The sequence below is a fragment of the Micromonospora sp. NBS 11-29 genome, from assembly GCF_002140155.1.
Classification (GTDB): Bacteria; Actinomycetota; Actinomycetes; order Mycobacteriales; family Micromonosporaceae; genus Micromonospora.
In genome coordinates this window covers 171,615-195,703 of the sequence record NZ_NAPR01000006.1, presented here as the reverse complement: position 1 = coordinate 195,703, position 24,089 = coordinate 171,615, and the positions used below count along the sequence as shown (strand labels likewise).

16 protein-coding genes and 2 pseudogenes are annotated in these 24,089 nt (G+C 74.3%); 12 read left to right on the top strand and 6 right to left on the bottom strand.

The window, feature by feature from the left end:
* Positions 1 to 27: 27 nt before the first annotated feature.
* A pseudogene (locus B1205_RS31085) lies at positions 28 to 1,017 on the top strand (S8 family serine peptidase); the annotation flags it as partial.
* Positions 1,018 to 2,943: 1,926 nt separating this feature from the next.
* Here B1205_RS31085 and dapD read toward each other — a convergent pair.
* A complete protein-coding gene (gene dapD / locus B1205_RS08550; protein WP_089155384.1) occupies positions 2,944 to 3,903 on the bottom strand; it encodes a 2,3,4,5-tetrahydropyridine-2,6-dicarboxylate N-succinyltransferase in 960 nt (319 codons plus the stop codon).
* 105 nt (positions 3,904 to 4,008) lie between these two features.
* On the opposite strand from dapD, the gene dapE reads away from it, so the two are divergent.
* Positions 4,009 to 5,082 (top strand): succinyl-diaminopimelate desuccinylase, encoded by a 1,074-nt coding sequence (gene dapE, locus B1205_RS08545; RefSeq protein ID WP_176308517.1) that lies wholly within the window; start codon positions 4,009 to 4,011, stop codon positions 5,080 to 5,082.
* Between the two features lie 44 nt (positions 5,083 to 5,126).
* Here dapE and B1205_RS29605 read toward each other — a convergent pair whose 3' ends face one another.
* Complete coding sequence (locus B1205_RS29605; RefSeq protein ID WP_176308499.1) at positions 5,127 to 5,288, bottom strand: hypothetical protein; 162 nt, start codon at positions 5,286 to 5,288, stop codon at positions 5,127 to 5,129.
* A 123-nt stretch (positions 5,289 to 5,411) separates the two neighbouring features.
* Here B1205_RS29605 and B1205_RS08540 point away from each other — a divergent pair, with 123 nt between their 5' ends.
* From B1205_RS08540 to B1205_RS08510, 7 genes and pseudogenes are all read left to right on the top strand, one after another.
* Positions 5,412 to 6,278, top strand: coding sequence for a TIGR00730 family Rossman fold protein (locus B1205_RS08540; protein ID WP_089155112.1), 867 nt, complete (start codon positions 5,412 to 5,414; stop codon positions 6,276 to 6,278).
* 1 nt (position 6,279) lies between these two features.
* Positions 6,280 to 6,825 carry a TIGR00730 family Rossman fold protein gene (locus tag B1205_RS08535; protein ID WP_089155111.1) on the top strand — a complete coding sequence of 182 codons (546 nt, stop codon included), beginning with the start codon at positions 6,280 to 6,282 and terminating at the stop codon, positions 6,823 to 6,825.
* Between the two features lie 534 nt (positions 6,826 to 7,359).
* Entirely contained in the window at positions 7,360 to 11,205 is a 3,846-nt protein-coding gene (locus B1205_RS08530) for an ATP-dependent helicase (RefSeq protein ID WP_254909824.1), read from the top strand.
* A gap of 28 nt (positions 11,206 to 11,233) precedes the next feature.
* Positions 11,234 to 14,618 (top strand): annotated as a pseudogene (locus tag B1205_RS08525) (ATP-dependent helicase).
* A 227-nt stretch (positions 14,619 to 14,845) separates the two neighbouring features.
* A complete protein-coding gene (cspE, locus tag B1205_RS08520; protein ID WP_013288421.1) occupies positions 14,846 to 15,049 on the top strand; it encodes a transcription antiterminator/RNA stability regulator CspE in 204 nt (67 codons plus the stop codon).
* A 212-nt stretch (positions 15,050 to 15,261) separates the two neighbouring features.
* The gene (locus B1205_RS08515) at positions 15,262 to 16,518 is read left to right on the top strand and encodes a DEAD/DEAH box helicase (RefSeq protein ID WP_089155110.1); all 1,257 of its coding nucleotides are present in this window, start codon (positions 15,262 to 15,264) and stop codon (positions 16,516 to 16,518) included.
* Positions 16,519 to 16,648: 130 nt separating this feature from the next.
* The gene (locus tag B1205_RS08510) at positions 16,649 to 16,834 is read left to right on the top strand and encodes a hypothetical protein (RefSeq protein WP_089155381.1); all 186 of its coding nucleotides are present in this window, start codon (positions 16,649 to 16,651) and stop codon (positions 16,832 to 16,834) included.
* Between the two features lie 266 nt (positions 16,835 to 17,100).
* On the opposite strand, the gene B1205_RS08505 is transcribed toward B1205_RS08510, so the two are convergent.
* The 4 genes from B1205_RS08505 to B1205_RS08490 all read right to left on the bottom strand — a co-directional run bounded on the left by B1205_RS08505 (position 17,101) and on the right by B1205_RS08490 (position 20,248).
* The gene (locus B1205_RS08505; RefSeq protein ID WP_089155109.1) at positions 17,101 to 17,556 is read right to left on the bottom strand and encodes an RrF2 family transcriptional regulator; all 456 of its coding nucleotides are present in this window, start codon (positions 17,554 to 17,556) and stop codon (positions 17,101 to 17,103) included.
* A gap of 4 nt (positions 17,557 to 17,560) precedes the next feature.
* Positions 17,561 to 18,445 (bottom strand): ABC transporter permease, encoded by an 885-nt coding sequence (locus B1205_RS08500; protein ID WP_089155108.1) that lies wholly within the window; start codon positions 18,443 to 18,445, stop codon positions 17,561 to 17,563.
* Positions 18,435 to 19,181 (bottom strand): ABC transporter ATP-binding protein, encoded by a 747-nt coding sequence (locus tag B1205_RS08495; protein ID WP_089155107.1) that lies wholly within the window; start codon positions 19,179 to 19,181, stop codon positions 18,435 to 18,437. Before B1205_RS08495 ends, B1205_RS08500 begins: the two co-directional genes overlap by 11 nt.
* A complete protein-coding gene (locus tag B1205_RS08490) occupies positions 19,178 to 20,248 on the bottom strand; it encodes an ABC transporter substrate-binding protein (RefSeq protein WP_089155106.1) in 1,071 nt (356 codons plus the stop codon). Before B1205_RS08490 ends, B1205_RS08495 begins: the two co-directional genes overlap by 4 nt.
* Before the next feature lie 148 nt (positions 20,249 to 20,396).
* Between B1205_RS08490 and B1205_RS08485 the strand changes: the two genes are divergently transcribed.
* From B1205_RS08485 to nudC, 3 genes are read left to right on the top strand one after another with little or no spacing between them, the layout of a single operon-like run.
* Positions 20,397 to 21,704: a M16 family metallopeptidase gene (locus B1205_RS08485; RefSeq protein ID WP_089155105.1), complete on the top strand. Its 1,308-nt coding sequence runs from the start codon at positions 20,397 to 20,399 to the stop codon at positions 21,702 to 21,704.
* A gap of 55 nt (positions 21,705 to 21,759) precedes the next feature.
* On the top strand, positions 21,760 to 23,091 hold the full coding sequence (locus B1205_RS08480; protein WP_089155104.1) for a M16 family metallopeptidase: 1,332 nt from the start codon (positions 21,760 to 21,762) through the stop codon (positions 23,089 to 23,091).
* A complete protein-coding gene (nudC, locus tag B1205_RS08475; RefSeq protein WP_089155103.1) occupies positions 23,088 to 24,035 on the top strand; it encodes an NAD(+) diphosphatase in 948 nt (315 codons plus the stop codon). The genes B1205_RS08480 and nudC overlap by 4 nt, the downstream gene beginning before the upstream one ends.
* Positions 24,036 to 24,089: the final 54 nt, after the last annotated feature.

The following is a 24,089-nucleotide window of genomic DNA, read 5'->3' as shown; positions in this document are numbered from 1 at the left end:
CCGCTGCTGCTGTCGTACCGTCCGGGGGTGGCCCGTCGCGCGGTGGCCCCGCCGGCCGGCACCCGGGTGATCCGCGACCTGCCGGCGATCGGCGGCGCGGCGGTCGTCGCGGCCAAGGGCGACGCCGCCACGTTCTGGCACGCGGTCGGCGCGGACCGGTCCGGTGCCCGGCTCGACGCGGCGGGAGGCGTCGACCGGATCTGGCTGGACGGCCGCCGCGCGCTGACGTTGGACCACAGCGTGCCGCAGATCGGCGCGCCGGCGGCCTGGTCCGCCGGGTACACCGGCAAGGGCGTCAAGGTCGCGGTGCTCGACACCGGCGTCGACCTCACCCACCCGGACCTGGCCGGCAAGGTCGCCGAGTCGCGTAACTTCAGCGAGGAGACGGACCCCGACGACATCGTCGGGCACGGCACCCACGTCGCCTCGATCATCGCCGGCAGCGGCGCCGCCTCCGGCGGGAGGTACCGCGGCGTGGCCCCGGACGCCACGCTGCTCTCCGGCAAGGTCTGCGAGACGTACGGCTGCACCGAGTCGGCGATCCTGGCGGGCATGCAGTGGGCGGCGGCCGAGCAGCACGCCACCGTGATCAACCTGAGCCTGGGCGGCTACGACACCCCGGAGGTCGACCCGCTGGAGCAGGCGGTCGAGACGCTCACCGCGCAGACCGGCTCGCTCTTCGTGATCGCCGCCGGCAACGACGGCGCCGACGGTTCGGTCGGCTCACCGGCCACCGCCGACGCCGCGCTGGCGGTCGGCGCGGTCGACCGCGACGACGAGCTGGCCGAGTTCTCCAGTCGTGGGCCGAGGGTCGGCGACGGGGCGATCAAGCCGGACATCACCGCGCCGGGCGTCGAGATCGTGGCCGCCCGGGCCGCCAACGGTCAGATCGGCGACCCGGTGGGGGACCGGTACGTCGCCCTCTCCGGCACCTCGATGGCCACGCCCCACGTCGCCGGCGCGGTGGCGCTGATCGCCCAGCAGCACCCCGGCTGGAACGCGAGCCGCTACAAGGCGACGCTGATGGCCTCGGCCCGCCCGCACCCGGAGCAGACCGTCTTCCAGCAGGGCGCCGGCCGGGTCGACCTGGCCCACGCGATCACCGAGCAGATCACCAGCGAACCGGCCTCGGTGTCGTTCGGCGTCGCGCTCTGGCCGCACGGCGACGACCAGCCGATCAGCCGGACCGTCACCTACCGCAACGACGGCAGCGCCCCGCTCGTGCTCGACCTGGGCGTCGAGTTCACCGGTCCGGGCGGGCGGTCCGCGCCGGCCGGGATGATCACCCTCAGCGCCTCCCGGCTCACCGTCCCGGCGGGCGGTACCGCCCAGGCCACCGTCGTGGTGGACACCCGACTCGGCGTCGACGGGCACTGGACCGGCCGGCTCGTGGCCCGGTCCGGCGACGCCGTGGCGGTGACCCCGCTGGCGGTCAACCGTGAGGTGGAGAGCTACGACCTGACCCTGGACCACCGGAACCGGGCCGGCGCTCCCACCGCGGACTACTTCACCACCCTGGTCGGGCTCGCCGACGGCGCCGCCCGCGACGTGTTCGGTGCCGGCGAGATCAAGACCCGGCTGCCCAAGGGCCGCTACGGCGTCCAGAGCCTGCTCTTCGTGGACGACGGCCAGCGCTGGACGGAGATCTCCATGCTGACCCAGCCGGAGCTGGTGGTGACCGGGAACCAGCGGCTCACCCTGGACGCCCGACGGGCGAAGCCGGTCCGCACCACCGTGCCGCAGCGCGGCGCGATCCCGCTGCTGATCGACTTCTCGGCCGCCTGGGGCTTCGGCGACTACTACGCCAGCTTCGGGCTCTGGACGGACACCTTCGACGGCCTCTACTCGGCGCAGATCGGTCGCGCCGTCTCCGACAAGGTCTTCGTCGGCGCGTTGGCCAGCCAGTGGACCGACGCGAAGGCGCCGGAACGCAGCCCGTACCTCTACGGGTTGAACGAGCTGTTCCCCGGCCGCTACCCGACCGGCTTCGTCCGGCACTACCAGCCGGCCGACCTGGCCACCGTCACGAACCGGTTCGCGGGCGGCTACACCGGGGGGACCGAACGGGCCATCTTCCCGGAGCCCGACTACAAGATGGGCGGTTCGGCGGTCGGCCTGCCGGTCCCGGTGCCGGGGAAGCGCATCGAGTACGTCACCACCGCCCGGACGCGCTGGAGCTCCCAACTGGGCTTCGGCGAGCGGGACCCCGACGGCTGGCTCCAGGTGCAGGCGGTGCTGGAGTCCGGCCCGACCCGTTACCAGGCCGGCCGGACCTACCGGGAGGACTGGAACAACGCCCCGTTCGGCCCGTCCTTCCCGCAGCCGCGTCTGCCCGAGCAGGGCATCACCCGCACCGGTGACACCGTCGTGGTCTGGCTGCCGACGCACAGCGACGCGGACGGACACCCCGGCGGCTCGATCAACGACACCGAGCACACCGCGCTCTACCGCAACGGCAAGCTGGTCGGCGAGGTGCCCTACGCCGGGTACGGCGAGTTCGAGGTGCCACCGGGCGCGGCGAACTACCGGGTGGACACCACGGCGAAGCGTTCCTTCACCGACCTGAGCACCGAGGTCTCGACGAGCTGGACATTCCGCTCCAAGCGGGTGCCGGGCGAGAAGCCGGCGCGGCTGCCGGCGATGGCGGTCCGGTTCACCCCGTCGCTGTCGGTGGACGGCACCGCGCCGGCCGGCCGGACGTTCACCGTTCCGGTGGCGGTGCAGCGCCAGCCCGGCGCGCCGTCCGGCACGGTCGCGGCGCTCACCGTCGACGTCTCCTACGACGGCGGGAAGACGTGGCGGAAGGCAGCGCTGAAGAAGCGGGGCGCGGGCTGGGCGGCGACCGTCGTGCACCCGGCCGGCCCGGGCTACGTGTCGCTGCGGGCCTCGGCCCGTGACGACGGCGGCNCCCGCGACGCGCGCGTCGCGGGCCCGGACGGGTGGTCAGTCGTTGGCGTGCAGGGCGGCGTTCAGCTCGATGCCCCGCCCGGTGCGCGGCCTGGCCTCCAGCGCGCCGGTCACCGAGTTGCGCCAGAAGAGCAGGCCGTCGACGCCGGACAGCTCGCGGCCCTTGACCACCCGGCCGTCCGGCAGCGTGATCTTCGAGGCGGCGGTGACGTAGCAGCCGGCCTCCACCACGCAGTCGTCGCCGAGCGTGATCCCGACGCCCGCGTTCGCGCCGATCAGGCTGCGCTCGCCGATCCGCACCCGCTCGGTGCCGCCACCGGAGAGCGTGCCCATGATCGAGGCGCCGCCGCCGATGTCGGAGCCGTCCCCGACCACCACGCCCTGCACGATCCGCCCCTCGACCATCGAGGTGCCCAGCGTGCCGGCGTTGAAGTTGACGAAGCCCTCGTGCATCACGGTGGTGCCGGCGGCCAGGTGCGCGCCGAGGCGGACCCGGTCCGCGTCGGCGATCCGCACCCCGGCGGGCACCACGTAGTCGGTCATCCGGGGGAACTTGTCCACCCCGTACACGGCCAGGTGCCGGCCGGCGGCCCGCTCGATCACGCGCAGCTCGTCCACCCGCTCCGGCGGGCACGGCCCGGCCGAGGTCCAGGCCACGTTGGCAAGCTGGCCGAAGATGCCGTCGAGGTTCAGCTCGTTGGGCCGCACCAGGCGGTGGGAGAGCAGGTGCAACCGCAGGTACGCGTCGGTCGCGTCCTTGATCGGGTCGTCCAGCGAGCCGATCACCGTGGTCACCTCGACCGTGCGCAGGCCGGGCAGCGCCCGCTCACCGATCGCGCCCGCCGGCAGGTCGAGCACGTCGGCCTGGTCCTCGCCGGGCACCAGGGGCAACTCGCCGAGGCCCAGCTTGCCGGTCGGGTACCAGGTGTCGAGCACCTGGTCGTCGGCGGTCACGGTGGCCAGGCCGATGCCCCAGGCGGATGGTGCGGACGTCACGGTGTCACCTCTCGTTCCAGCGGCGGCGACGTCCGCCGCCGCTCGCGGCCGTGGGCGCGGAACGTGTCCCGCATGCCCACCGAGGATGACGGTACCGTGCGAGACATGCAGAACCCGTTGACCCCCGAGGTCCTGGCCGATCCGGTGGCGCTGACCCGCGCCCTGGTCGACATCGAGTCGGTCTCCCTCAACGAGAAGGCGATCACCGACTGCGTCGAGGAGGTGCTGCGCGGCGTACCACACCTGCGCACCTCCCGTCACTCGAACACGGTGATGGCCCGCACCGACCTGGGTCGGGCGCAGCGCGTGGTGCTCGCCGGCCACCTGGACACCGTCCCGTTGAACGGCAACTTCCCGTCGACCATGCGCGGCGACCTGATGTACGGCTGCGGCACCTCCGACATGAAGTCCGGGGTGGCCTTCGCGCTGCATCTGGCGGTGACGCTGCCCGACCCGCGCTACGACGTCACCTACTTCTTCTACGAGGCGGAGGAGATCGAGTCCCGGTACAACGGCCTCACTCTGGTCGCGCAGCACCACCCCGAGTGGCTGGAGGCCGACTTCGCGGTGCTGCTGGAGCCCACGTACGGGATCGTCGAGGCGGGCTGCCAGGGCACGATGCGGGCGGTCGTCACCACGCGCGGCGAGCGGGCCCACGCGGCACGCTCCTGGCACGGGGTGAACGCCATCCACGGCGCCGGGGAGGTGCTGCGCCGGTTGGGCACGTACGAGGGCCGTCGGGTGACCATCGAGGGCTGCGACTACCGCGAGGGCCTCAACGCGGTGCGGATCACCGGCGGGGTCGCCGGCAACGTCATCCCCGACCACTGCGAAATCGAGATCAACTACCGGTACGCCCCGGACCGTGACCCGGCGGCGGCCGAGGCCCACCTGCGCGAGGTCTTCGCCGGCTTCGACCTCACGGTCACCGACGCGGCGGCCGGCGCGGCCCCGGGGCTGGACAACCCGGCGGCACGGGAGTTCCTGGCGGCGGTCGGCGCCGCGCCCATCGGCAAGCTCGGCTGGACGGACGTGGCCCGGTTCGCGGCCATGGGCATCCCCGCGCTGAACTTCGGCCCCGGCGACCCGAACCTGGCCCATCACAAGGACGAGCACGTCGAGCTGACCAAGATCCGTGACGGTGCGGCCACCCTGCACCGCTGGCTCGCCCCGGCCTGACGTACCCGAACCGGGGCCCGCGTCGACGCGGGCCCCGGGGGAAGTCAGACGGTCGTGGTCACCGGCGCGTCCGCCTCGCCGGTCTCGGCGGCGAGGTCGGGACGGTGGGCCTCCATCATCCGGGCGCGGCGGCGCTCGGCCACCACGTCCCGGATCCGCCGCTGCATCTGCCGGCGGATCCGGATCATCTCGCTGTTGCTGATCAACGCTGGCTCCTCCCCCGAAGGCGCGTCGCCCGGGCATACCGGGTATGTGAATAGTAAGACGTACGCGCCAGGGAATTAGTTGCCTTGATCGCAAAGATTTTCCCGCTCCACTACGGTGACCCCATGAGTGAGACCAGCGGGAGGCCGGCTGAGCAGGGGCCACGGGCCGAGCGGCACCGGGGTGCGGTCACGCTGCGCAACCAGGCGATCCCGAGCAGCACCGCGGACCAACGGCTGCTCGACTCCCGGGGCCGAGGCGACTGGAAGACCAAGGACGCCTGGCGTGCCCTGCGCATCCTGTCCGAGTTCGTCGAGGGCTTCGACACCCTCGCCGACCTGCCGCCCGCGGTCAGCGTGTTCGGCTCGGCCCGCAGCAAGCCGGACAGCCCGGAGTGCCGACTGGCCGAGGAACTGGGCGGCGCCCTGGCCCGGGCCGGCTACGCGGTGATCACCGGCGGCGGCCCCGGCGTGATGGAGGCCGCCAACCGGGGCGCCGGGGAGGCGGGCGGCCTCTCCGTCGGGCTCGGCATCGAGCTGCCGTTCGAGCAGGGCCTCAACGACTGGGTCGACCTCGCCATCGACTTCCGCTACTTCTTCGCCCGCAAGACCATGTTCGTCAAGTACGCCCAGGCGTTCGTGGTGCTGCCCGGCGGCTTCGGCACCATGGACGAACTGTTCGAGGCGCTCACCCTGGTGCAGACCGGCAAGGTGACCCGGTTCCCGGTCGTGCTCATGGGCATCGACTACTGGGGTGGCCTGCTCGACTGGCTGCGCGACAGCATGGCCGCCGAGGGCAAGATCGGGCCGGGTGACCTAGACCTGATCTGCGTCACCGACGACGTCAACGAGGCGGTCCGACACATCGTGGAGGCCGAGGCGGTGCTCTCCGCCGAGCAGGAGGCGGTCCGCGAGGAGGCGGTCGCCCGGGTGGCCGCCGACCAGCAGGCCGCAGCCGAGGCCGCCCCCGAGGGTCCGGCGGGAGAACGCTGACATGGCAAACGTCTGCGTGTTCTGCGCGTCCTCGCGTACCCTCGACGACCGCTGGCTGGCGTTGGCCACGGAGACCGGCGCGGAGCTGGCCCGGCGCGGGCACACGCTGGTCAGTGGCGGCGGCTGCGTCGGGATGATGGGCGCGGTGACGGACGGAGCGCGGGCGGCCGGAGGTCGCACGATCGGTGTCATCCCGCAGGTGCTGGTCGACCTGGAGGTCGCCGACCTGGCCGCCGACGAACTGCTGGTCACCGACGGAATGGCCAGCCGCAAGACGCTGATGATCGACAAGTCGGACGCGTTCCTCACGCTGCCGGGCGGGCTGGGCACGCTCGACGAACTGTTCGAGGTCTGGACCACCGCCACCCTGACCCTGCACACCAAGCCGATGGTGCTGATCGACGCCGACGGGTTCTACCGGCCGCTGCTCGACTGGCTCGCCACCCTGGCCGAGCGCAACTTCCTCAAGCCGGCCGGTCTGGACCTGCTGATGGTCGCCGACAGCGTGCCCGCCGCCCTCGACCTCATCGACGCCCGCCTCACCTGACCCCCCGGTCCGCCGGTGCAGCGCCGGTCCGGGCCCCGGTCGACCGACCCCTGACCCGCCCCTAGCCTCTGCCTCGCGCTGTNTCGCGCTGCCCTCGCCCGCGCTGCTCCCGGCCTGTGCCTCGCGCTGCCCTCGCCCCGCGCTGCTCCCGGCCCCGTTTGTCGCGCTGCCCTCGCCCCGGCCGTTCCGCCCCGCCCCGTCCGACACCCATACCGTTCCAGTCACCGGGCGTAGGCCGGGTGGGTGGAACGCCATGGGTGTCTCGGCGTGTGTTTGACACCCATGCTGTTCCACTCGCCGGGCGTAGGGCGGGTGGGTGGAACGCCATGGGTGTCTCCGCGTGTTCCGGTGGAAGCACTCGGGGACGGGAGGCCGCGAGTGTGCTCGACGCCGATCGGCGCCGGGGCATGGCGGGCGTTGCCGCGGGCCGGGGCGGCTTCCGGGTGGCGGACCGATCCCGGCGCCCGGGTGAGCTGCGGCGCGTGCAGCGGTGTCGGTTTCCGGGTGTCGTACCGGCGTGGTGGGATGTCGGTGATGCAGGCGTACCGGTTGGTGCGCCGGCCCGGCGGTGCGGGGGCGGGGGTCACCCACGACGCCGGGGCGGGGCAGGGGGTGGGCCGGCCCGACGGGCCGGCCGTGACGGAGCCGCGATCCGGGGGGTCGGCGGGCGATGCCGCGCACCTTCCGGGCGAGGCACCGTCCAATTCGGCCACTGGCTCCGCGCGCCCCGACGGAGCCGGTTCCCGGCGAGGCGACGAGGCCGGTCCCGCACGCTCCGGAGGCGGGTCGACCGAGCCAAGAACCTGGGGCCCGGGGGCCGGGAAGCCGAAGGACGGGGAGGCGGGGCACGGGGAGGCGGGGGAGCCGTCGTCGCCGGTCGAGGTGGGGCCGGCCGGGGGCGGGCGGTGGCGGGCCGACGCGGTGCAGGCCGAGGTGGTGGCGCACACCGGCGGGCCGATGCTGGTCGTGGGCGGCCCCGGCACCGGAAAGACGGCCACCCTGGTCGAGGCGGTCGCCGCCCGGGTGGCCGAGGGCGTCGACCCGGAGCGCGTCCTGGTGCTCACGTTCAGTCGGCGCGGGGCCACCGAGCTGCGTCACCGGATCGAGGCGCGGATCGCCGGGGCCGGGCATCGGGTCATCCGCGAGCCGCTGGTCCGCACGTTCCCGGCGTACGCCTTCGGGCTGCTGCGGCGGGCCGCCGCCGAGCGTGGTGAGCCGTCGCCGCGGCTGCTCACCGGGCCGGAGCAGGATCTCGTCATCCGCGAGCTGCTGGACGTGGTCGGCGAGGAGCCGGACGACGATCCGGTCGGCTGGCCGGAGGACCTGCGGCCCGCGTTGCGCACCCGGGCGTTCGCGCAACAGCTCCGGGACCTGCTGATGCGGGCCGCGGAGCGGGGCGTCGGCCCGGTCGAGCTGGCCCGGCTGGGTGAGAAGCTGGGCCGCGACGACTGGCCGGCCGCCGCCCGCTTCCTGCGGGAGTACGTCGCCGTCCTCGCGCTGCGCGACGTCAGCAACCGGGGTTCGGTCGCGTACGACCCGGCGGAGCTGGTGCGGGCCGCCACCGGCATGCTGCGCGACGACCCCGAGCTGCTCGCCGCCGAGCGTCGCCGGCTGACCCATGTGTACGTCGACGAGTTGGCCGACACGGACCCGGCCCAGCTCGACCTGCTCGCCGTGGTGGCCGGTGGCGGCAAGTCCCTGGTCGTCTTCGCCGACCCGGACTCCTCCACGTACGCGTTCCGCGGCGCCGACCCGGCCGGGGTCACCTCGTTCCCGCACCGCTTCCGGACCGCCTCCGGCGCGCCCGCCGCCCAGGTCACACTGACCACGTCCTACCGGGCCGGGCCGGAGCTGCTGGCGGCCACCGCCCGGCTGGCCCGCCGGCTGCGGGGTCCGGCGGCGCACCGGCGGCTGCGCCCGCTGCCCGACGCGCCGGCCGGTGCGGTGGAGGTGCGCACCTTCCGCTCGGCGACCAGCGAGTCGGCCTGGCTGGCCCACGCGCTGCGCGAGGCGCACCTGCTCGACGGTGTGCCCTGGTCGCGGATGGCGGTGCTGGTGCGGTCCACCGGTCGACAACTGCCGTCGCTGCGGCGTGCGCTGCACACCGCCGGCGTACCCACGGTGGTGCACGGCGAGGATCTGCCGCTGCATCTCCAGCCGGCGGTGGCGCCGCTGCTGCTGTTGCTCCGCTGCGCGCTCGAAGCCGACCGGCTCGACGAGGAGTCGGCGGTCGCGCTGCTGCACTCGCCGTTGGGCGGCGCGGATCCGTTGGCCGAACGGCGGCTGCGTCAGGGGCTGCGGGCGCTCGCGCTGGCCGGCGGCGACCGCCGCCCCTCCGGTGAGTTGCTGGTCGAGGCGCTGCGGGATCCGGCCGAGCTGGCCACGATCGAGCGTCGTTGGGCGGCGCCCGCGCAGGCCGTGGCGCACCTGCTGGCGACCGCCCGGCAGGCCGCCGGCACGCCCGGCGGCACGGTGGAGGACGTGCTCTGGGCGGTGTGGCGGGAGAGCGGGCTGGCCGAGCGCTGGGCCGGGGTGATCACGCGGGGGCGGTCGGCCACCGGCGAGCACGAGACGGCCCAGCGCTGGCGTGCCGAGGCCGCCGACCGTGACCTGGACGCCGTGCTGGTGCTCTTCGACGCGGCGGCCCGGTTCACCGACCGGTTGCCGGGTGCGCGGACCGAGGTCTTCCTGGACCACGTGCTCGGGCAGGAGTTGCCGGCCGACACGCTCGCCGCCGCCGCCGACCGGGGCGATGCGGTACGCCTGCTCACCGCGCACGCCGCCAAGGGCCTGGAGTGGGACCTGGTCGCCGTGGCCGGGGTGCAGGAGGGCGTCTGGCCGGACCTGCGACTACGCGGCAGCCTGCTCGGCTCGGAACGGCTGGTGGACGTGCTCGCCGGCCGGGCCGACGGCGCCGGGCTGCGGGCCAGCCTGGTCGGGCAGACGTCGGCGCTGCTGGACGAGGAGCGGCGGCTGTTCCACGTCGCGGTCAGTCGAGCCCGCCGCCGGCTGCTGGTCACCGCGGTCGCCTCCGCTGCGGTCGGCGGGGACGACCACGAGGAGCAGCCCAGCCGCTTCCTGCACGAGCTGGTCGCCGGCGACCCGCCCGCCGTCGGCGCGCGCGGCACCACCCCGCCGAACCCGAACGGCGACGGCCCGAACGGCGGCGACGCCCCGAACGGCGACGGCCCGAACGGCGGCGACGGCCCGAACGGCGGCGACGGGTCGAACAGCGGCGATGGCCCGAACGGCGGCGACGGCCGGAAGAACGCCGACGGGTCGAACAGCGACGGCGGGCGCGGCGCGGGACAGCCGTCGGACGGGCCGGTGCCGCACGGGGACGAGCATCCGCAGGACGGGGCGCCCGGCGTACTCCCGGTGACCCTGCCGCCGCGCGGGCTCACCCTGTCCGCGTTGGTGGCGGAGCTGCGTACCGCGGTCACCGACCCGGCGGTGTCGGTCGGCCGGCGGCGCGCGGCGGCGGGTGAGCTGGCCCGGCTGGCCGCCGCCGGGGTGCCCGGCGCGCACCCGGACGACTGGTGGGGGTTGCGCGGGCTTTCCGACGACCGGCCGCTGGTCGACGAGGGTGAGCCGGTGCGGGTCACCCCGTCGGCGATGGAGAGCGCGTTGCGGTGCAGCCTGCGCTGGCTGCTGGAGCGGCACGGCGGCAGCGGGCCGGCGAGCGCCGCGCAGGGCGTCGGCAACCTGGTGCACGCCGCCGCGATGCTGGCCGAGGACGCGAGCGCCGACCGGGAGGCGCTGCTGGAGTACGTGGCCGCCCGGTTCGACGCGATCGAGTTGGCCGCCCGGTGGATGGTCGGGCCGGAGCGGCAGCGTGCCGAGGCGATGGTCGACAAGTTGCTGCGCTGGCTGGCCGGCAACCCGCGCCGGCTGCTCGCCATCGAGCACGAGTTCGCGGTCCGCCTCGACGACCCGGCCCGGCCGGTCGAGCTGACCGGCCGGGTGGACCGGCTGGAGGTCGACGCCGAGGGGCGGCTCGTGGTGATCGACCTGAAGACCGGCAAGTCCACCGCGGTCGCCGAGCGGGAGGTCGCCGAGCATCCGCAGCTCGGCGCGTACCAGGCGGCGGTGGAGGCGGGCGGCTTCGCGGAGTTCGGCGGGGAGTCCGGCGGGGCGGCGTTGGTGCAGCTCGGCACCGGCGCCCGGGACGCCCGGGAGCAGGCCCAGCCCGCGGCCGGCGCGGGCCCGGAGGCCGGCTGGGCCACCGCGCTGGTCCGCCGGACCGCCGACACGATGGCGGCCTCGACGTTCGCCGCCGTGGCCAACGCCAAGTGCCGGGTCTGTCCGGTCCGCACGAGCTGCCCGGTCTCCGGCCAGGGCCGCCAGGTGGTCGAGCCGCCCCCGGAGAGCCGACCGTGAGCGCGCGGAGCCGAACGAGGACCGGACGATGACGACCCAGCCGGCGCTGTTCGGCGCCACCGGCACGCCCGCGCCCCGGACCGCCGATGCCGGACCCCGCTACACGCCCGTCGAGCTGGCCCGGCTGCTGCGGCTGCCGGCGCCCACCCGCGAGCAGGCCGCGATCATCGCGGCGCCGGTGGAGCCGCTGCTGGTGGTCGCCGGCGCCGGGTCGGGCAAGACCGAGACGATGGCCGCCCGGGTGGTCTGGCTGGTCGCCAACGCGTACGTGCGGCCGGAGCACATCCTCGGGCTGACCTTCACCCGCAAGGCGGCCGGTGAGTTGGCGCACCGGGTGCGCAGCCGGCTCGACCAGCTCGTCCGGCGGCTCGGCCGCGCGCACCGGGATCCGCTCGACGACCCGTTCGCCGGCGAGCCGACGGTGTCCACGTACCACTCGTACGCCGGGCGGATCGTCACCGAGCATGGGCTGCGCGCCGGGTACGAGCCGACCACCCGGCTGCTCACTGAGGCGTCCCGCTGGCAGTTGGTCGACCTGCTGGTGCGCAACTACGACGGGGACATGTCCGAGGTGGACCGGATGCCGTCCACGATCACCGACGCCGTCCTCGCGCTCGCCGGTGAGCTGGACGAACACCTGGTCGACCCGGACCGGTTGGCCGGCTGGACCGGTCGCTTCTTCGCCGAGGTGCAGTCCCGTCCCGGCCGGGTCTACGCCGACGTGCGCAAGGCGCTCCAGCTCCAGCGGACCCGGCTGAAGCTGCTGCCGCTGGTCCGCGCGTACGCCCGGCGTAAGGACGACTTCGAGGCGATGGACTTCGCCGACCAGCTCGCCCGGGCGGCCCGGGTGGCCCGCGACCATCCGGGCGTCGGCGTGATCGAGCGGGACCGGTTCCGGGTGGTGCTGCTCGACGAGTACCAGGACACCAGCCACGCGCAGGTGGTGCTGCTCAACGCGCTGTTCGGCGACGGCCACCCGGTCACCGCCGTCGGCGACCCCTGCCAGTCCATCTACGGCTGGCGTGGGGCCAGCGCCGGCACGCTCGACCGGTTCCCCGGCGAGTTCGCCCGCGCCGACGGCAGCCCCGCCGACGTGCTCAGCCTGACCACGAGCTGGCGCAACCGGCCGGAGATCCTCGGCGTCGCCAACGCGCTCTCGGTGCCGCTGCGGGCCGCCGGCGCCCGGGTGCCGGAGCTGCACGCCGCGCTCAGCGTCCGCGATCCGATCCCGCACCGCACGCCGCGCGGGCAGGCCGGCGGCACCGTGCACTGCGCGCTCCTTCCGACGTACGCCGACGAGGCCGACTGGATCGCGGACAGCGTGCTGGCGGCCTGGCGGGGCGGGGCCGGGATGCCGGGGGCGTTGCCCGAGCACATTCCGGCCGACCGGCGGCCCACCACGGCGGTGCTGGTGCGGTTGCGCAGCCAGATCCCGGCGATCGAGGCGGCGCTGCGGGCCCGGGGGCTGCCGGTGGACGTGGTCGGGCTCGGCGGCCTGCTGGACACCCCGGAGGTACGGGACGTGGTGTGCACCCTGCGGGTGCTCGCCGACCCGACGGACGGGGCGGCGCTGTTGCGGCTGCTCACCGGCGCGCGTTGGCGGATCGGGCCGCGTGACCTGGTGGCCCTGCACCGTCGGGCCCGCGCGATCGCCCGCAGTCGTCGGGAGCTGACCGGCGAGGACGGGCCGGAGATCGTCGTGGACGCGTTGGACGAGGCGACGCTGGTCGAGGCGCTGGCCGATCTCGGGCCGGCGCAGGCGTACTCGGCGGAGGGGTTCGCGCGGCTGCGGTCGTACGGGATGGAGCTGGCGTTGCTGCGCTACCGGCTGGACCAGTCCCTGCCGGAGCTGATCGCGGACATCGAGCGGACCATCGGGCTGGACGTGGAGGTGGCGGTCCGGGCCGGCCGGGACGGCGCGGGCGACGCCGGGTTGGCCCGTGCCCACCTGGACGCGCTCGGCGACGTCGCGGCCCGGTTCAGCGGCGAGACGCCCGGCGCGACGCTGGCCGGTTTCCTCTCGTACCTGACGGCGGCCGAGGACGAGGAGCGCGGGCTGGNGGGCGAAGGGCCTGGAGTGGGACGTGGTGGCGGTGGCCGGGTTGACCCGGGGCGTGTGGCCGGGGCCGGTACGCAACTCGGATCACTGGTTGGGCGGGCTCGGCGTGCTGCCGTTCCCGCTGCGCGGCGACGCGGACGGCCTGCCCGAGCTGACCCTGTCGGAGGCGGCGGACCAGCGCGGGGTGGCCCGGACGGTGACCGAGTTCGCCGACGCCTGGCGGGCGCACGACGAGCGGGAGGAGCGCCGGCTGGCGTACGTGGCGGTGACCCGGCCCCGGCGGTTGCTGCTCTGCTCCGGCTACTGGTGGGGGGAGGGGACGAAGCGGTTCCGCGGTCCGTCGGTGTTCCTGCGTGAGGTGCACGACGTCGGCCTGACCGGCGCGGACGGGTACGTGGTCGACGCGTGGGCGCCGGAGCCGGCCGGGGACGCGGTGAACCCGACCACCGAGACGGTGCTGCGCGCCGAGTGGCCGGCCGACCCGCTGGGCGCCCGCCGGCCGGCGCTGACGGAGGCGGCGGTGTTGGTCCGTCGGCACCTGGCCGACCCGGATGCGGCCCGCCGGGAGGCGGCCCTGCTGGCCACGGTCGACCCGGCGGCTGCGCTGACCGGTGCCGGGGTGCCGGGTGGGGCCGACTCACCGGGCGGGGCGGGTGAGGATCCGGAGGTGGCCCGCTGGCGGCGGGAGGCGGACCTGCTCCTCGCCGAGCGGGCGGAGCTGGCCCGCCGGGCCGAGGCGGTCGAGGTCGAGTTGCCGGGTCAGCTCTCGGTGACCCAGTTGGTGGCGTTGCGCCGCGACCCCGAGGCGCTGGCGCGTACGCTGCGCCGTCCGATGCCGAGCGAGCCCAGCCCGTACGCCCGGCGGGGCACCGCCTTCCACGCCTGGCTGGAGCAGCGTTTCGGCGCCGACCGGCTGCTGGACGTCGACGAGTTGCCCGGGGCGGCCGACGACGACGCCGCGCCGGACGAGGCGCTCACCGAGTTGCAGGAGCGGTTCCTGGCCAGCGAGTGGGCCGAGCGGGTGCCGGTGGAGGTGGAGGTGCCGTTCGCCACGGTGATCGCCGGCGTGGTGGTCCGGGGCCGGATGGATGCCGTCTTCGCCCGCCCTGGCGGGCGCTACGACGTGGTCGACTGGAAGACCGGCCGGCAGCCCACCGGCCGGGAGGCCGACGCGGCGGCGGTGCAACTGGCGGTCTACCGGCTGGCGTGGGCGGAGCTGGCGGGTGTGCCGGTGGACCGGGTCGGCGCGGCGTTCCACTATGTCCGGGACTCGGTGACCGTCCGGCCCACCGACCTGCTCGACGCCGACGGGCTGACCGCGCTGGTGGCCGCCGTGCCGGAAATTTCGGCGTGACTTCCCCTCCCGGGGAGATCCGTGGTACGTTCTCTCCGTTGCAGTTTTGGTTTCCAGAGACTCTGTGTGCGCCTGGCGGATTGTGGCCCCAGGCGCGCTTTGTTGTGTCCGGAGTTCTCCGGGCGGGGCGACCAGCAGCGACAGGCACACCGCGCAGCAATGCGTGGGGTGCTCCCTCCGGCTCGCAACACGTGCGGGTCGACCGTTCCGTCAAGGAGACGAAACACATGGCAATTGGCACCGTGAAGTGGTTCAACGCTGACAAGGGCTTCGGCTTCATCACCCCGGACGACGGCGGCGCTGACGTCTTCGCCCACTTCTCGGCGATCCAGACCTCCGGTTACCGGAGCCTGGACGAGAACCAGCGGGTGGAGTTCGAGGTGACCCAGGGTCAGAAGGGCCCGCAGGCGGAGAACATCCGCCCGCTCTGATCTTTCAGATCAACCGGCACCACCCCACGCCCCGCCGGGCGTGGTGCACGGGCCGACCCGCCGCGCCGCCCTCCCGTAACCGGGACGTGGCGCGCCGAGGCGGGTCGGCCCGTACCCTTCGGTTCGTGCTTGTGATCACCGGCCCTGCCGGTGACGCGCCGCTGCCCGGCGCCCTTCCTCGACACGTGCCGCCTGTCGAGGAAGGCTTTCCCATGACCACGACCCTGCCCACCTTCGCCGCCACCGGCCTGGCCCCGGCGCTCGTCTCCGAACTGGTCGCCCAGGGCATCACCGCGCCGTTCCCCATCCAGGCGGCCACCCTGCCCGACTCGCTGGCCGGCCGGGACGTGCTCGGCCGCGGCCGGACCGGCTCGGGCAAGACGCTGGCGTTCGGGCTGCCGCTGCTGCACCGCACGTCCGGCCGCCGGGCCCGCCCCGGCCGCCCGCTCGCGCTGGTGCTGGTGCCCACCCGGGAACTGGCCCAGCAGGTGACCGCCGCGCTCACCCCGTACGCGGGCGCGCTCGGCCTGCGCTGCGCCACCGTGGTCGGTGGGCTCTCCCTGGTCCGTCAGGCGGACGCGCTGCGTGCCGGCGCCGAGGTGCTGGTGGCCACGCCGGGCCGGCTGCACGACCTGATCGACCGGGGGGACGCCCGGCTCGACCAGGTGGCCGTCACGGTGCTCGACGAGGCGGACCAGATGGCCGACATGGGTTTCCTGCCGCAGGTGACGAAGCTGCTGGAGCAGGTCGCGCCGGGTGGTCAGCGGATGCTCTTCTCGGCCACCCTGGACCGGGGCGTCGACCGGCTGGTCCGCCGGTTCCTCACCGACCCGGTGACGCACTCCGTCGACCCGGGCACCGCCACGGTCACCGCGATGACCCACCATGTGCTGCACCTGGAGCCGGAGGACAAGCCGGCCGCGCTGGCCCACATCGCCGCCCGCGAGGGCCGGACCATCGTCTTCATCGCCACGAAGCACCGTGCCGACCGGGTGGCCCGCCAGTTGCTGGCCAAGGGGGTACGCGCGGCCGCGCTGCACGGCGGCAAGTCGCAGCCGCAGCGCACCCGGATCCTGGAGCAGTTCCGCACCGGACAGGTGACCGCGCTGGTGGCCACCGACGTGGCGGCGCGGGGCATCCACGTGGACGGGCTGGACCTGGTGGTCAACGCCGACCCGCCGGCCGAGGCGAAGGACTACCTGCACCGGGGTGGTCGGACCGCGCGGGCGGGGGAGTCGGGCACGGTCGTCACGCTGGTCCTGCCGGAGCAGCGCCGGGACGTCGCCCGGCTGATGAGCACCGCGGGCATCGATCCGAAGACCACCCGGGTACGCCCCGGCGACGCGGAACTGAGTCGGTTGACCGGGGCGCGGGAGCCCTCCGGTGTGCCGGTGACCATCGCCCCGCCGCCGGCCGCCGCGCACCCCGCTCCCGCGACCCGGCCCCGCCGCCGCCCGCGTCGCCGCTGACCGACCGCCACCTCGTTGAGTCGGGGATCAGCGGATGTTCAGTCGGGTGGCCGACTGTCCGCCGCCGTCCGGCCGACGATGCTGGGCGGCGGGACCGGTCGGCGACCGGCCGGGCACGGGAGGGGCGACCATGGCGGGCGACGCCGGCCCGGGCGGAACCCGGGAGATGCTGCTGGTGCTCGCGGTCGCGGGTGCCGGCCTGGCGCTCGCCGTGGTGGCCGCGTTCGGTCCCTGGCATCCGGCTTCGGGCGGCCGGCAGGATCGGGGTGCGGCCCGCACCTTCCACCCGGGTGAGAACAGTCGTCACGCTACGTGACGCCTGCTGACAGATGACTCGGTGCCGCGCAGTCGTATCGCCTCGGGGCGATATCCTTTGCGGACCAATGACCCGCACCGGCCGTTCCACCGGCGCGGGTATGGCACGGCTACCGCCGCCGTCGGGCGCGTGAGCAGCCGGGCGGGGCCCCGGCACCGGGCCCCGCCCGGCGTCCGGGCCGTTGCGCCGCCGAGCCGTGTTGCGCTGCTGCCGTCGCCGGCTACGCTGCGCCGCTCCCGCGTCGCCGGGCCGCCTCGTTCGGCGGCTCAGGGTGCCGGTGCGCGGTCCGCCAGCAGGTCGGCGAGCGTGGTCCGGTCGACCACCAGGGCGATCGCGCCGTCCACCGCCAGCCAGACGTCCCGCAGCCCGGTGGCGATCCCGTGGTAGCCGGCGCGGTCGGCGGGCACACCCCGGACGCTGGTGAGTGCGCCGCCGACCGCGCGCAGCACGTCGCCGACGCTGATCTCGGCCGGGGGCCGGGTCAACGCGTACCCGCCCTCGTTGCCGCGGTGGCTGTGCAGTAGCCCGGCCCGGCGCAGGTCGAGCAGGATCCCCTGGAGGAAGCTGAGCGGGATGTCCTGGCTCTCGGCCAGGCTCGCCGCCTTGACCAGCTCGCCGCCGCCGGAGCTGCCAGCGGGACCGCCGGAGCTGTCGGCGGTCCCGGCGTCGGCGACGGCGAGCATGGCTCGGAGCGCGTAGTCAGCGCGCGCGGAGATGTACACGACGTCAGTTGCCGGCCTGGTCCAGCACGCCCCAGCGGCGGCGGATCGCCTTGTCGGCCGCGCCGAACGCGGTGTCCACCAGCAGGCCGACCACCAGGATGACGATCATGATGGCCATCAGCCGGGGCGCCTCGCTCAGCTCCCGGGCGTAGGTGAGCTGCGCGCCGATCGAGGTGCGGGTGGCGATGACCACCAGCAGCTCACCGGCCATCAGGCTGCGCCAGGCGAACGCCCAGCCCTGCTTGAGCCCGGCCACGATGGCGGGCAGCGCGGCCGGTGCGATCACGTACCGGTAGAGGCCGAGGCCGCGGGCGCCGAGGTTGCGGCCGGCCCGGACCAGCAGCGGCGGCACGTAGTCGACGCCGTGGATGACGCCGTTGGCGACCGACGGCGCGGCGCCCAGCACCACCACGAAGAAGATCGCCTGCTCGCTGAGCTGGAACAGCAGGATGGCCAGCGGGAACCAGGCGATCGACGGCATGGTCTGCAACGCGGTGATCATCGAGCCGAGCGCGGCGCGGAGCACCTTCACCCGGGCCACCCCGAGGCCGAGCAGCAGACCGACCGCCACCGCGGCGGCGAAGCCGACGACCGCCCGACGGGCGGTGGTGGCCAGGCCCTCCCAGAGTGACGCGCTGACCAGGTAGTGGCCGAGGTCGTCGAAGACCACCGTCGGGCCGGGCAGCGCCCACGGCTCCTTCCAGCCACTCCAGACGACGACCTGCCAGATGGCGATCGCCATCGCCAGCGCGGCCAACTTGGGCCAGGTGGCGGACCAGAGCCGGCGCAGCCGGGACGGGCCCTTCTCCCGGCCGGCGATCTCCAGCGCGTCGAGGCCGGAGATCTCGGCGTCGGTACGCGCCGACCCGGCGAGGATGTCACTGGCCATGCCGACCCACCTCCTTGCGCAGCCGGTCGGTGACCTCGGCGGCGATGGCCGAGACCTCCGGCGAGTCGATCCGCCGGGGTCGCGGCACGTCGACCCGGGTGGAGTAGATGATCCGGCCGGGCCGGCTGGAGAGCAGCACGATCCGGTCCGCGAGCCGGGCGGCCTCCCGAACGTTGTGCGTGACGAACAGGACGGTGAGCTTGCGCTCGGTCCAGATCCGTTCCAGCTCGTCGTGCAGGATGTCCCGGGTCATCGCGTCGAGCGCGCCGAACGGCTCGTCCATCAGCAGCACCGGCGTGTCCAGCGCGAGCGTGCGGGCCAGTGCGACGCGCTGCCGCATACCGCCGGAGAGCTGGTGCGGACGCTTGCGGCCGAAGTCGGACAGGTGGACCGTACGCAGCAGTTCGGCCACCCGCTCCCGGCGCTGGTCCCGGGGGAGCCCGCGCAGCTTCAGCGGCACCTCGACGTTGCCCTCGACCGTCGACCACGGGAACAGCGCCGGCTCCTGGAACATCAGCCCCGGGTTGACGCCCTCGCCCAGCTCGATCGTGCCGCCGCTGACCCGGTCCAGGCCGGCGACCAGGTTGAGCAGCGTGCTCTTGCCGCAGCCGGACGCGCCGACCAGGCAGACGAATTCGCCCGGCGCGACGTCCAGCGACACTCCGTCCAGCGCCAGGACCGCCTGNAGCGCGACCGAGCCGGTCGCGCTGCGCGGGGTCGTCGGGGTCGACGTCACGGCTGGGTGACCTCGGGCTTGCCGTTGGCCTTCAGCACCTCGTTCAGGTACTTCAGGTCGTAGAGGCCCTTCAGGTCGACCGGCTGGGTCAGCTCGACCGCGACGGCATGGTCCAGACCGGTCTTCAGCGAGGACGCGATCGGGTCGTTGGTGAACTCCAACGTCGGCCATGCCTGCTTGATCAGCTTGAGGTCCAGCGGCTTGCCGGTGATCTTGCCGATGTGGTCGGAGATGGCCTGCTGCGCCTCGTCCGGCTTGGTGTTGACGAACTCGTTCGCCGCCACCTGCCCCTCGACCAGCTTCTTCACCGCGTCCGGGTGCGCCTTGAGGAACTTGGTGCTGACCAGCAGGTTGGTGATGACGAACTTCTTGTCCGGCCAGAGGTCGCGCTCGTCGACCAGCACCTTGCCGCCGGCGTTGACCAGCCGGGAGACGAAGGGCTCGGGCACCCAGGCGCCGTCGATGGCGCCGCTGCCGAACGTCTCGACGGTCTGCGCGTTCTCCTGCGGGACGACCTTGACGTCGCCGCCGCCCTCCTTGGTGGTGGTCAGGCCCTTCTCCTTGAGCCAGTAGCGCAGCGCGACGTCCTGGGTGTTGCCGAGCTGCGGGGTGGCGATCTTCTTGCCGCGCAGCTGCTCCACCGAGGTGATGGTCGGCTTGACCACCAGGGCGACGCCGCCGGACGCGGCGCCGGAGACGACCCGGACCGCCTCGCCCTTCGACTTGGAGAAGGCGTTCACGGTCGGGTTCGGACCGATGTACGTGGCGTCGAGTGCGCCGGAGAAGACCGCCTCGATGGCCGCCGGGCCGGCGTTGAAGGTCTTCGTCTCCAGCGTGACGTCGCCGCCCAGCTTCTCCTTGAAGATCCCCTTCTCCACGCCGACCACGGCCGGGGCGTGGGTGATGTTGGGGAAGTAGCCCAGGCGCAACGTCACCGGACCGGAGCCGCCGGCGGCGGCATCGCCGTCTTCGTCGCCGCCGCAGGCGGCGGTGGTGCCGAGCGTGGCCGCGCCGACCGCGGCCAGGGCGGCCAGGGTGGCCAGGCGGCGCAAGGGGAGCCGTCTCATCACATGTCCAATCCGCAGTATTCCTATTTAGTTGGTAGGAAGACTGGGGCAGCCGACGGCCGGCGTCAAGACCCGTCCCGCATCTGTCCACCGTTCGGCCAGGGCACACCGCCGGTGCGGCCGGTACGGAGGCGCTAATGTCCATCTCGTGCCGACGCGGAGAGCGAAGATCCCAGCGACGAAGTACCCGGTCGAGCGGTTCACGCTCGACAACGGCCTGCGGGTGGTGCTCACCCCGGACCGCAGCGCCCCGGTGATCGGGGTGGCGGTGGTCTACGACGTCGGCATCCGTTCCGAGCCGCAGGGCCGCACCGGGTTCGCCCACCTCTTCGAGCACCTGATGTTCCAGGGCTCGGAGAACCTGGAGAAACTGGCCCACTTCCGGCATGTGCAGGGTGCCGGCGGCACCTTCAACGGCTCCACCCACCTGGACTACACCGACTACTTCGAGACGCTGCCGAGCAACGCGCTGGAACGGGCGCTCTTCCTGGAGGCCGACCGGATGCGTGGCCCCCGGCTGACCGAGGAGAACCTGCGCAACCAGGTCGACGTGGTCAAGGAGGAGATCCGGGTCAACGTGCTCAACCGGCCGTACGGCGGCTTTCCCTGGCTCACGCTGCCACCGGTGATGTTCGACACCTTCCCGAACGCGCACGACGGCTACGGCTCCTTCGACGACCTGGAGTCGGCGACGGTGCCGGACGCCGCAGACTTCTTCCACCGCTACTACGCCAGCGGCAACGCCGTGCTCGCGGTCAGCGGCGACATCGACGTGGCCGGGGCGACCGAGCTGATCGAGCGGCACTTCGGCGACGTGCCGGCCCGGCCCGCACCGGAACGCCCCGACTTCGCCGAGCCGGACCTGACCGCCGAGCGCCGCGACACGTACACCGACGCGCTGGCCCCGCTGCCGGCCGTGGCGAGCGCCTGGCGGGTGCCCGACCCGACCACCGACTTCGCCGGCTACCTGCCCTACGTGGTGCTGGCCGAGGTGCTCACCGACGGCGACGCGTCCCGGCTGGTCGAGCGCCTGGTGCAGCGGGACCGCTCGGTCACCAGCCTCGGCGGGTACCTCGGCTTCATGGGTGACCCGTTCGACGTGCGTGACCCCACCGCGTTGCTGCTCCAGGCCCACCTGCCGCCCGGCGGCGACGTCGGCAAGGTGCTGCGCACCGTCGACGAGGAGTTGGACCGGCTGGCCACCGACGGGCTGACCGAGGGCGAACTGGCCCGCACCCAGGCCCGAATGGCCACCCACCTGCTGCGGGACACCGACGCGGTGCTCGGCCGGGCCCTGCGGATGGCCGTGCTGGAGCAGCAGCGCGGCGAGCCGGGCCTGCTCAACGACCTGCCCCGGCTGGTGGGCGCGGTGACCGAGGAGCAGGTCCGCGCCGCCGCCGCCACCCTGCGGCCCGAGCGCCGCGCGTCCGTCGAGGTCGTCCCCGGAGGTNGGTGAGTGCGAGGAGTGAGCCGGTTTTGCGAGCCCCGCAGTCGCGAACGGAGATGACTCAGTGAGTACGACCACCACCGTCCGGCCGCTGCCAGCGCTTGGCCCCAACAGGCGGCTGAAGGTGCCGAAGCAGGAGGAACGCACGCTCGGCAACGGGCTCACCGTGATCGCGGTACGCCGCCCCGCCGTACCCCTGGTGGAGTTGCGGCTCTGGATGCCGTTCGGCCGTGCCCACCTGGCGCGCGGCGCGATGCTGGCGCAGACGGTGCTGGCCGGCACCGAGGCGCACAGCGCCACCGAGATCGCCGCCGAACTCCAGGCCGTGGGCGGTGGGCTCTCCGCCGGGGTCGACCCGGACCGGCTGATGCTCTCCGGTGCGGGCCTGGTGACCGGGCTGGACCGGATGCTGGAGCTGCTCGCCGAGGTGCTCACCGGCGCGACCTACCCCGGCGACTGGGTGGAGACCGAACGGGACCGTCTGGTCGACCGGATCCAGGTAGCCCAGAGCCAGCCCTCCCACCTGGCCCGGACCGCGTTGCTCAAGCGCGTCTACGGCCGCCACCCGTACGCGGCGCAGACCCCCGAGCCCGACCAGGTCCGGGCGGTCCGCCCGGCCGCGCTGCGCCGGCTGCACGCCGAGCGGGTGCACCCGGCCGGGGCGGTGCTGGTGCTGGTCGGCGACGTGCAGCCGGAACGGGCGTTGGACGCCGCCGAGGCGGCGCTCGGCGGCTGGCGGGGCGACGGCCACGTCGCCGAGCTGCCGCCCGCGCCGCCGCTGGAGCCCGGGCCGCTGCTGCTGCTCGACCGGCCCGGCTCGGTGCAGTCCTCGCTGCGTATCGCCCTGCCCGCGGTGCCCCGCACCCACCCCGACCACGCCGCGTTGCAGCTCGCGAACCTGGTCTTCGGCGGCTACTTCTCCTCCCGCTGGGTGGAGAACATCCGCGAGGACAAGGGCTACACGTACGGCCCGCACTCGCTGGTCGAGCACTCGGTGGCCGGTTCGGTGCTGGTCGCCGGCGCCGACGTGGCCACCGAGGTGACCGCGCCGGCGTTGCTGGAGACCACCTACGAGCTGGGTCGGCTGGCCACCGTGCCGCCGAAGCCGGACGAGTTGGAGCAGGCCCGTCAGTACGCGCTCGGCACGCTTCAGCTCGGAATGTCCACCCAGGCCGGGCTGGCGTCGTTGACCAGCGCGTACGCCGGCAACGGGCTGCGGCTGGACTTCCTCGCCGAGCACGCGGCCCGGCTGGCCGCCGCGACCGTGGACGACGTCGCCGAGGCGGCCGCCCGCTATTTGGCCCCGGCGAAGGCGGTGACCGTGGTGCTCGGCGACGCCGCCCGGGTGGCCGACTCGCTGGCCGCGCTGACCCCGGTGCGCACGGAAACCCCATGAGCGGGGAGATGACGCCGCCGTTGGCCCGGTCCACGCTGGACCGGGCCGCCCACCGGCGTACCGACCCGGACTGGCTGGCCCAGGCGTGGGAGCGGGCCCGGGTGCTGGTGCTGGATTCGGCCGACGAGGGGCGTGCCCTGGTCCGCGGCGTGACGAATCCGCCCGAGCTGGTCCTGGTCGGCGCCGGTGAGCTGCCCGAGGTGCCCCGCGAGGTGCCGACGTTCCTCGGCGTCGAGCCGGACGGGGTGCCGGTCTTCGCGGTGGACGGGCCGCTGCCGGCGCTGCCGGACACCCGCCGGGTCCACCTGCGGGAGGTCGGCCACCTGATGACGGATCGCGATGCGGGCCTGTTCACCACCGCACTGGCGTTGCGGAACTGGCACCTGCGGCACGGCTACTCGCCGGCCAACGGGCAGCCGACCCGGGTCGACGAGGCCGGCTGGTCCCGAATCGACCTGGACGGCCATCGGATCTGGCCGCGTACCGACCCGGCCATGATCGTGCTGGTGCACGACGGGGTGGACGGCCCGGAGGGCCGCTGCCTGCTGGGCAACAACGCCGCCTGGCCGGGCCAGCCGGGTGTGCGTCGCTACTCGTGCCTGGCGGGGTACGTCGAGCCGGGCGAGTCGGCCGAGGCGGCGGTGCTGCGTGAGGTCCGTGAGGAGGTCGGCGTCGCGGTCGAGGAGATCGCGTACGTGTCCAGCCAGGCGTGGCCGTTCCCCGGCTCGCTGATGCTCGGCTACCTGGCCCGGGCCGACGCCGACGCCCCGATCCGGGTCGACCCGACCGAGATCGCACACGCGCGGTGGTTCAGCCGGCGGGAGATCGACGCCGCGTTGGCCGGTGAGCCGGTGCCGGTGCACGGCGGGGACCGCCTGCTCCTGCCGCCGCCCTCGTCGATCGCGCTCTTCCTGGTGCACCGCTGGCTCGACGGCCACTGCTGACCGCGTCCGGCGCCGGCCGTCCCCCGGGTGCGGGGCCGCCGGCGTGACGCCGAC

Excerpts from the sequence above, each read along its gene's own strand:
- dapE (WP_176308517.1), top strand. The coding sequence starts at position 4,009 with ATGCAGAACCCGTTGACCCCCGAGGTCCTGGCCGATCCGGTGGCGCTG.
- cspE (WP_013288421.1), top strand. The coding sequence starts at position 14,846 with ATGGCAATTGGCACCGTGAAGTGGTTCAACGCTGACAAGGGCTTCGGC.
- B1205_RS08500 (WP_089155108.1), bottom strand. The coding sequence starts at position 18,445 with ATGGCCAGTGACATCCTCGCCGGGTCGGCGCGTACCGACGCCGAGATC.
- B1205_RS08515 (WP_089155110.1), top strand. The coding sequence starts at position 15,262 with ATGACCACGACCCTGCCCACCTTCGCCGCCACCGGCCTGGCCCCGGCG.
- nudC (WP_089155103.1), top strand. The coding sequence starts at position 23,088 with ATGAGCGGGGAGATGACGCCGCCGTTGGCCCGGTCCACGCTGGACCGG.
- B1205_RS08510 (WP_089155381.1), top strand. The coding sequence starts at position 16,649 with ATGGCGGGCGACGCCGGCCCGGGCGGAACCCGGGAGATGCTGCTGGTG.
- B1205_RS08540 (WP_089155112.1), top strand. The coding sequence starts at position 5,412 with ATGAGTGAGACCAGCGGGAGGCCGGCTGAGCAGGGGCCACGGGCCGAG.
- B1205_RS08530 (WP_254909824.1), top strand. The coding sequence starts at position 7,360 with ATGCAGGCGTACCGGTTGGTGCGCCGGCCCGGCGGTGCGGGGGCGGGG.
- B1205_RS08490 (WP_089155106.1), bottom strand. The coding sequence starts at position 20,248 with ATGAGACGGCTCCCCTTGCGCCGCCTGGCCACCCTGGCCGCCCTGGCC.
- B1205_RS08535 (WP_089155111.1), top strand. The coding sequence starts at position 6,280 with ATGGCAAACGTCTGCGTGTTCTGCGCGTCCTCGCGTACCCTCGACGAC.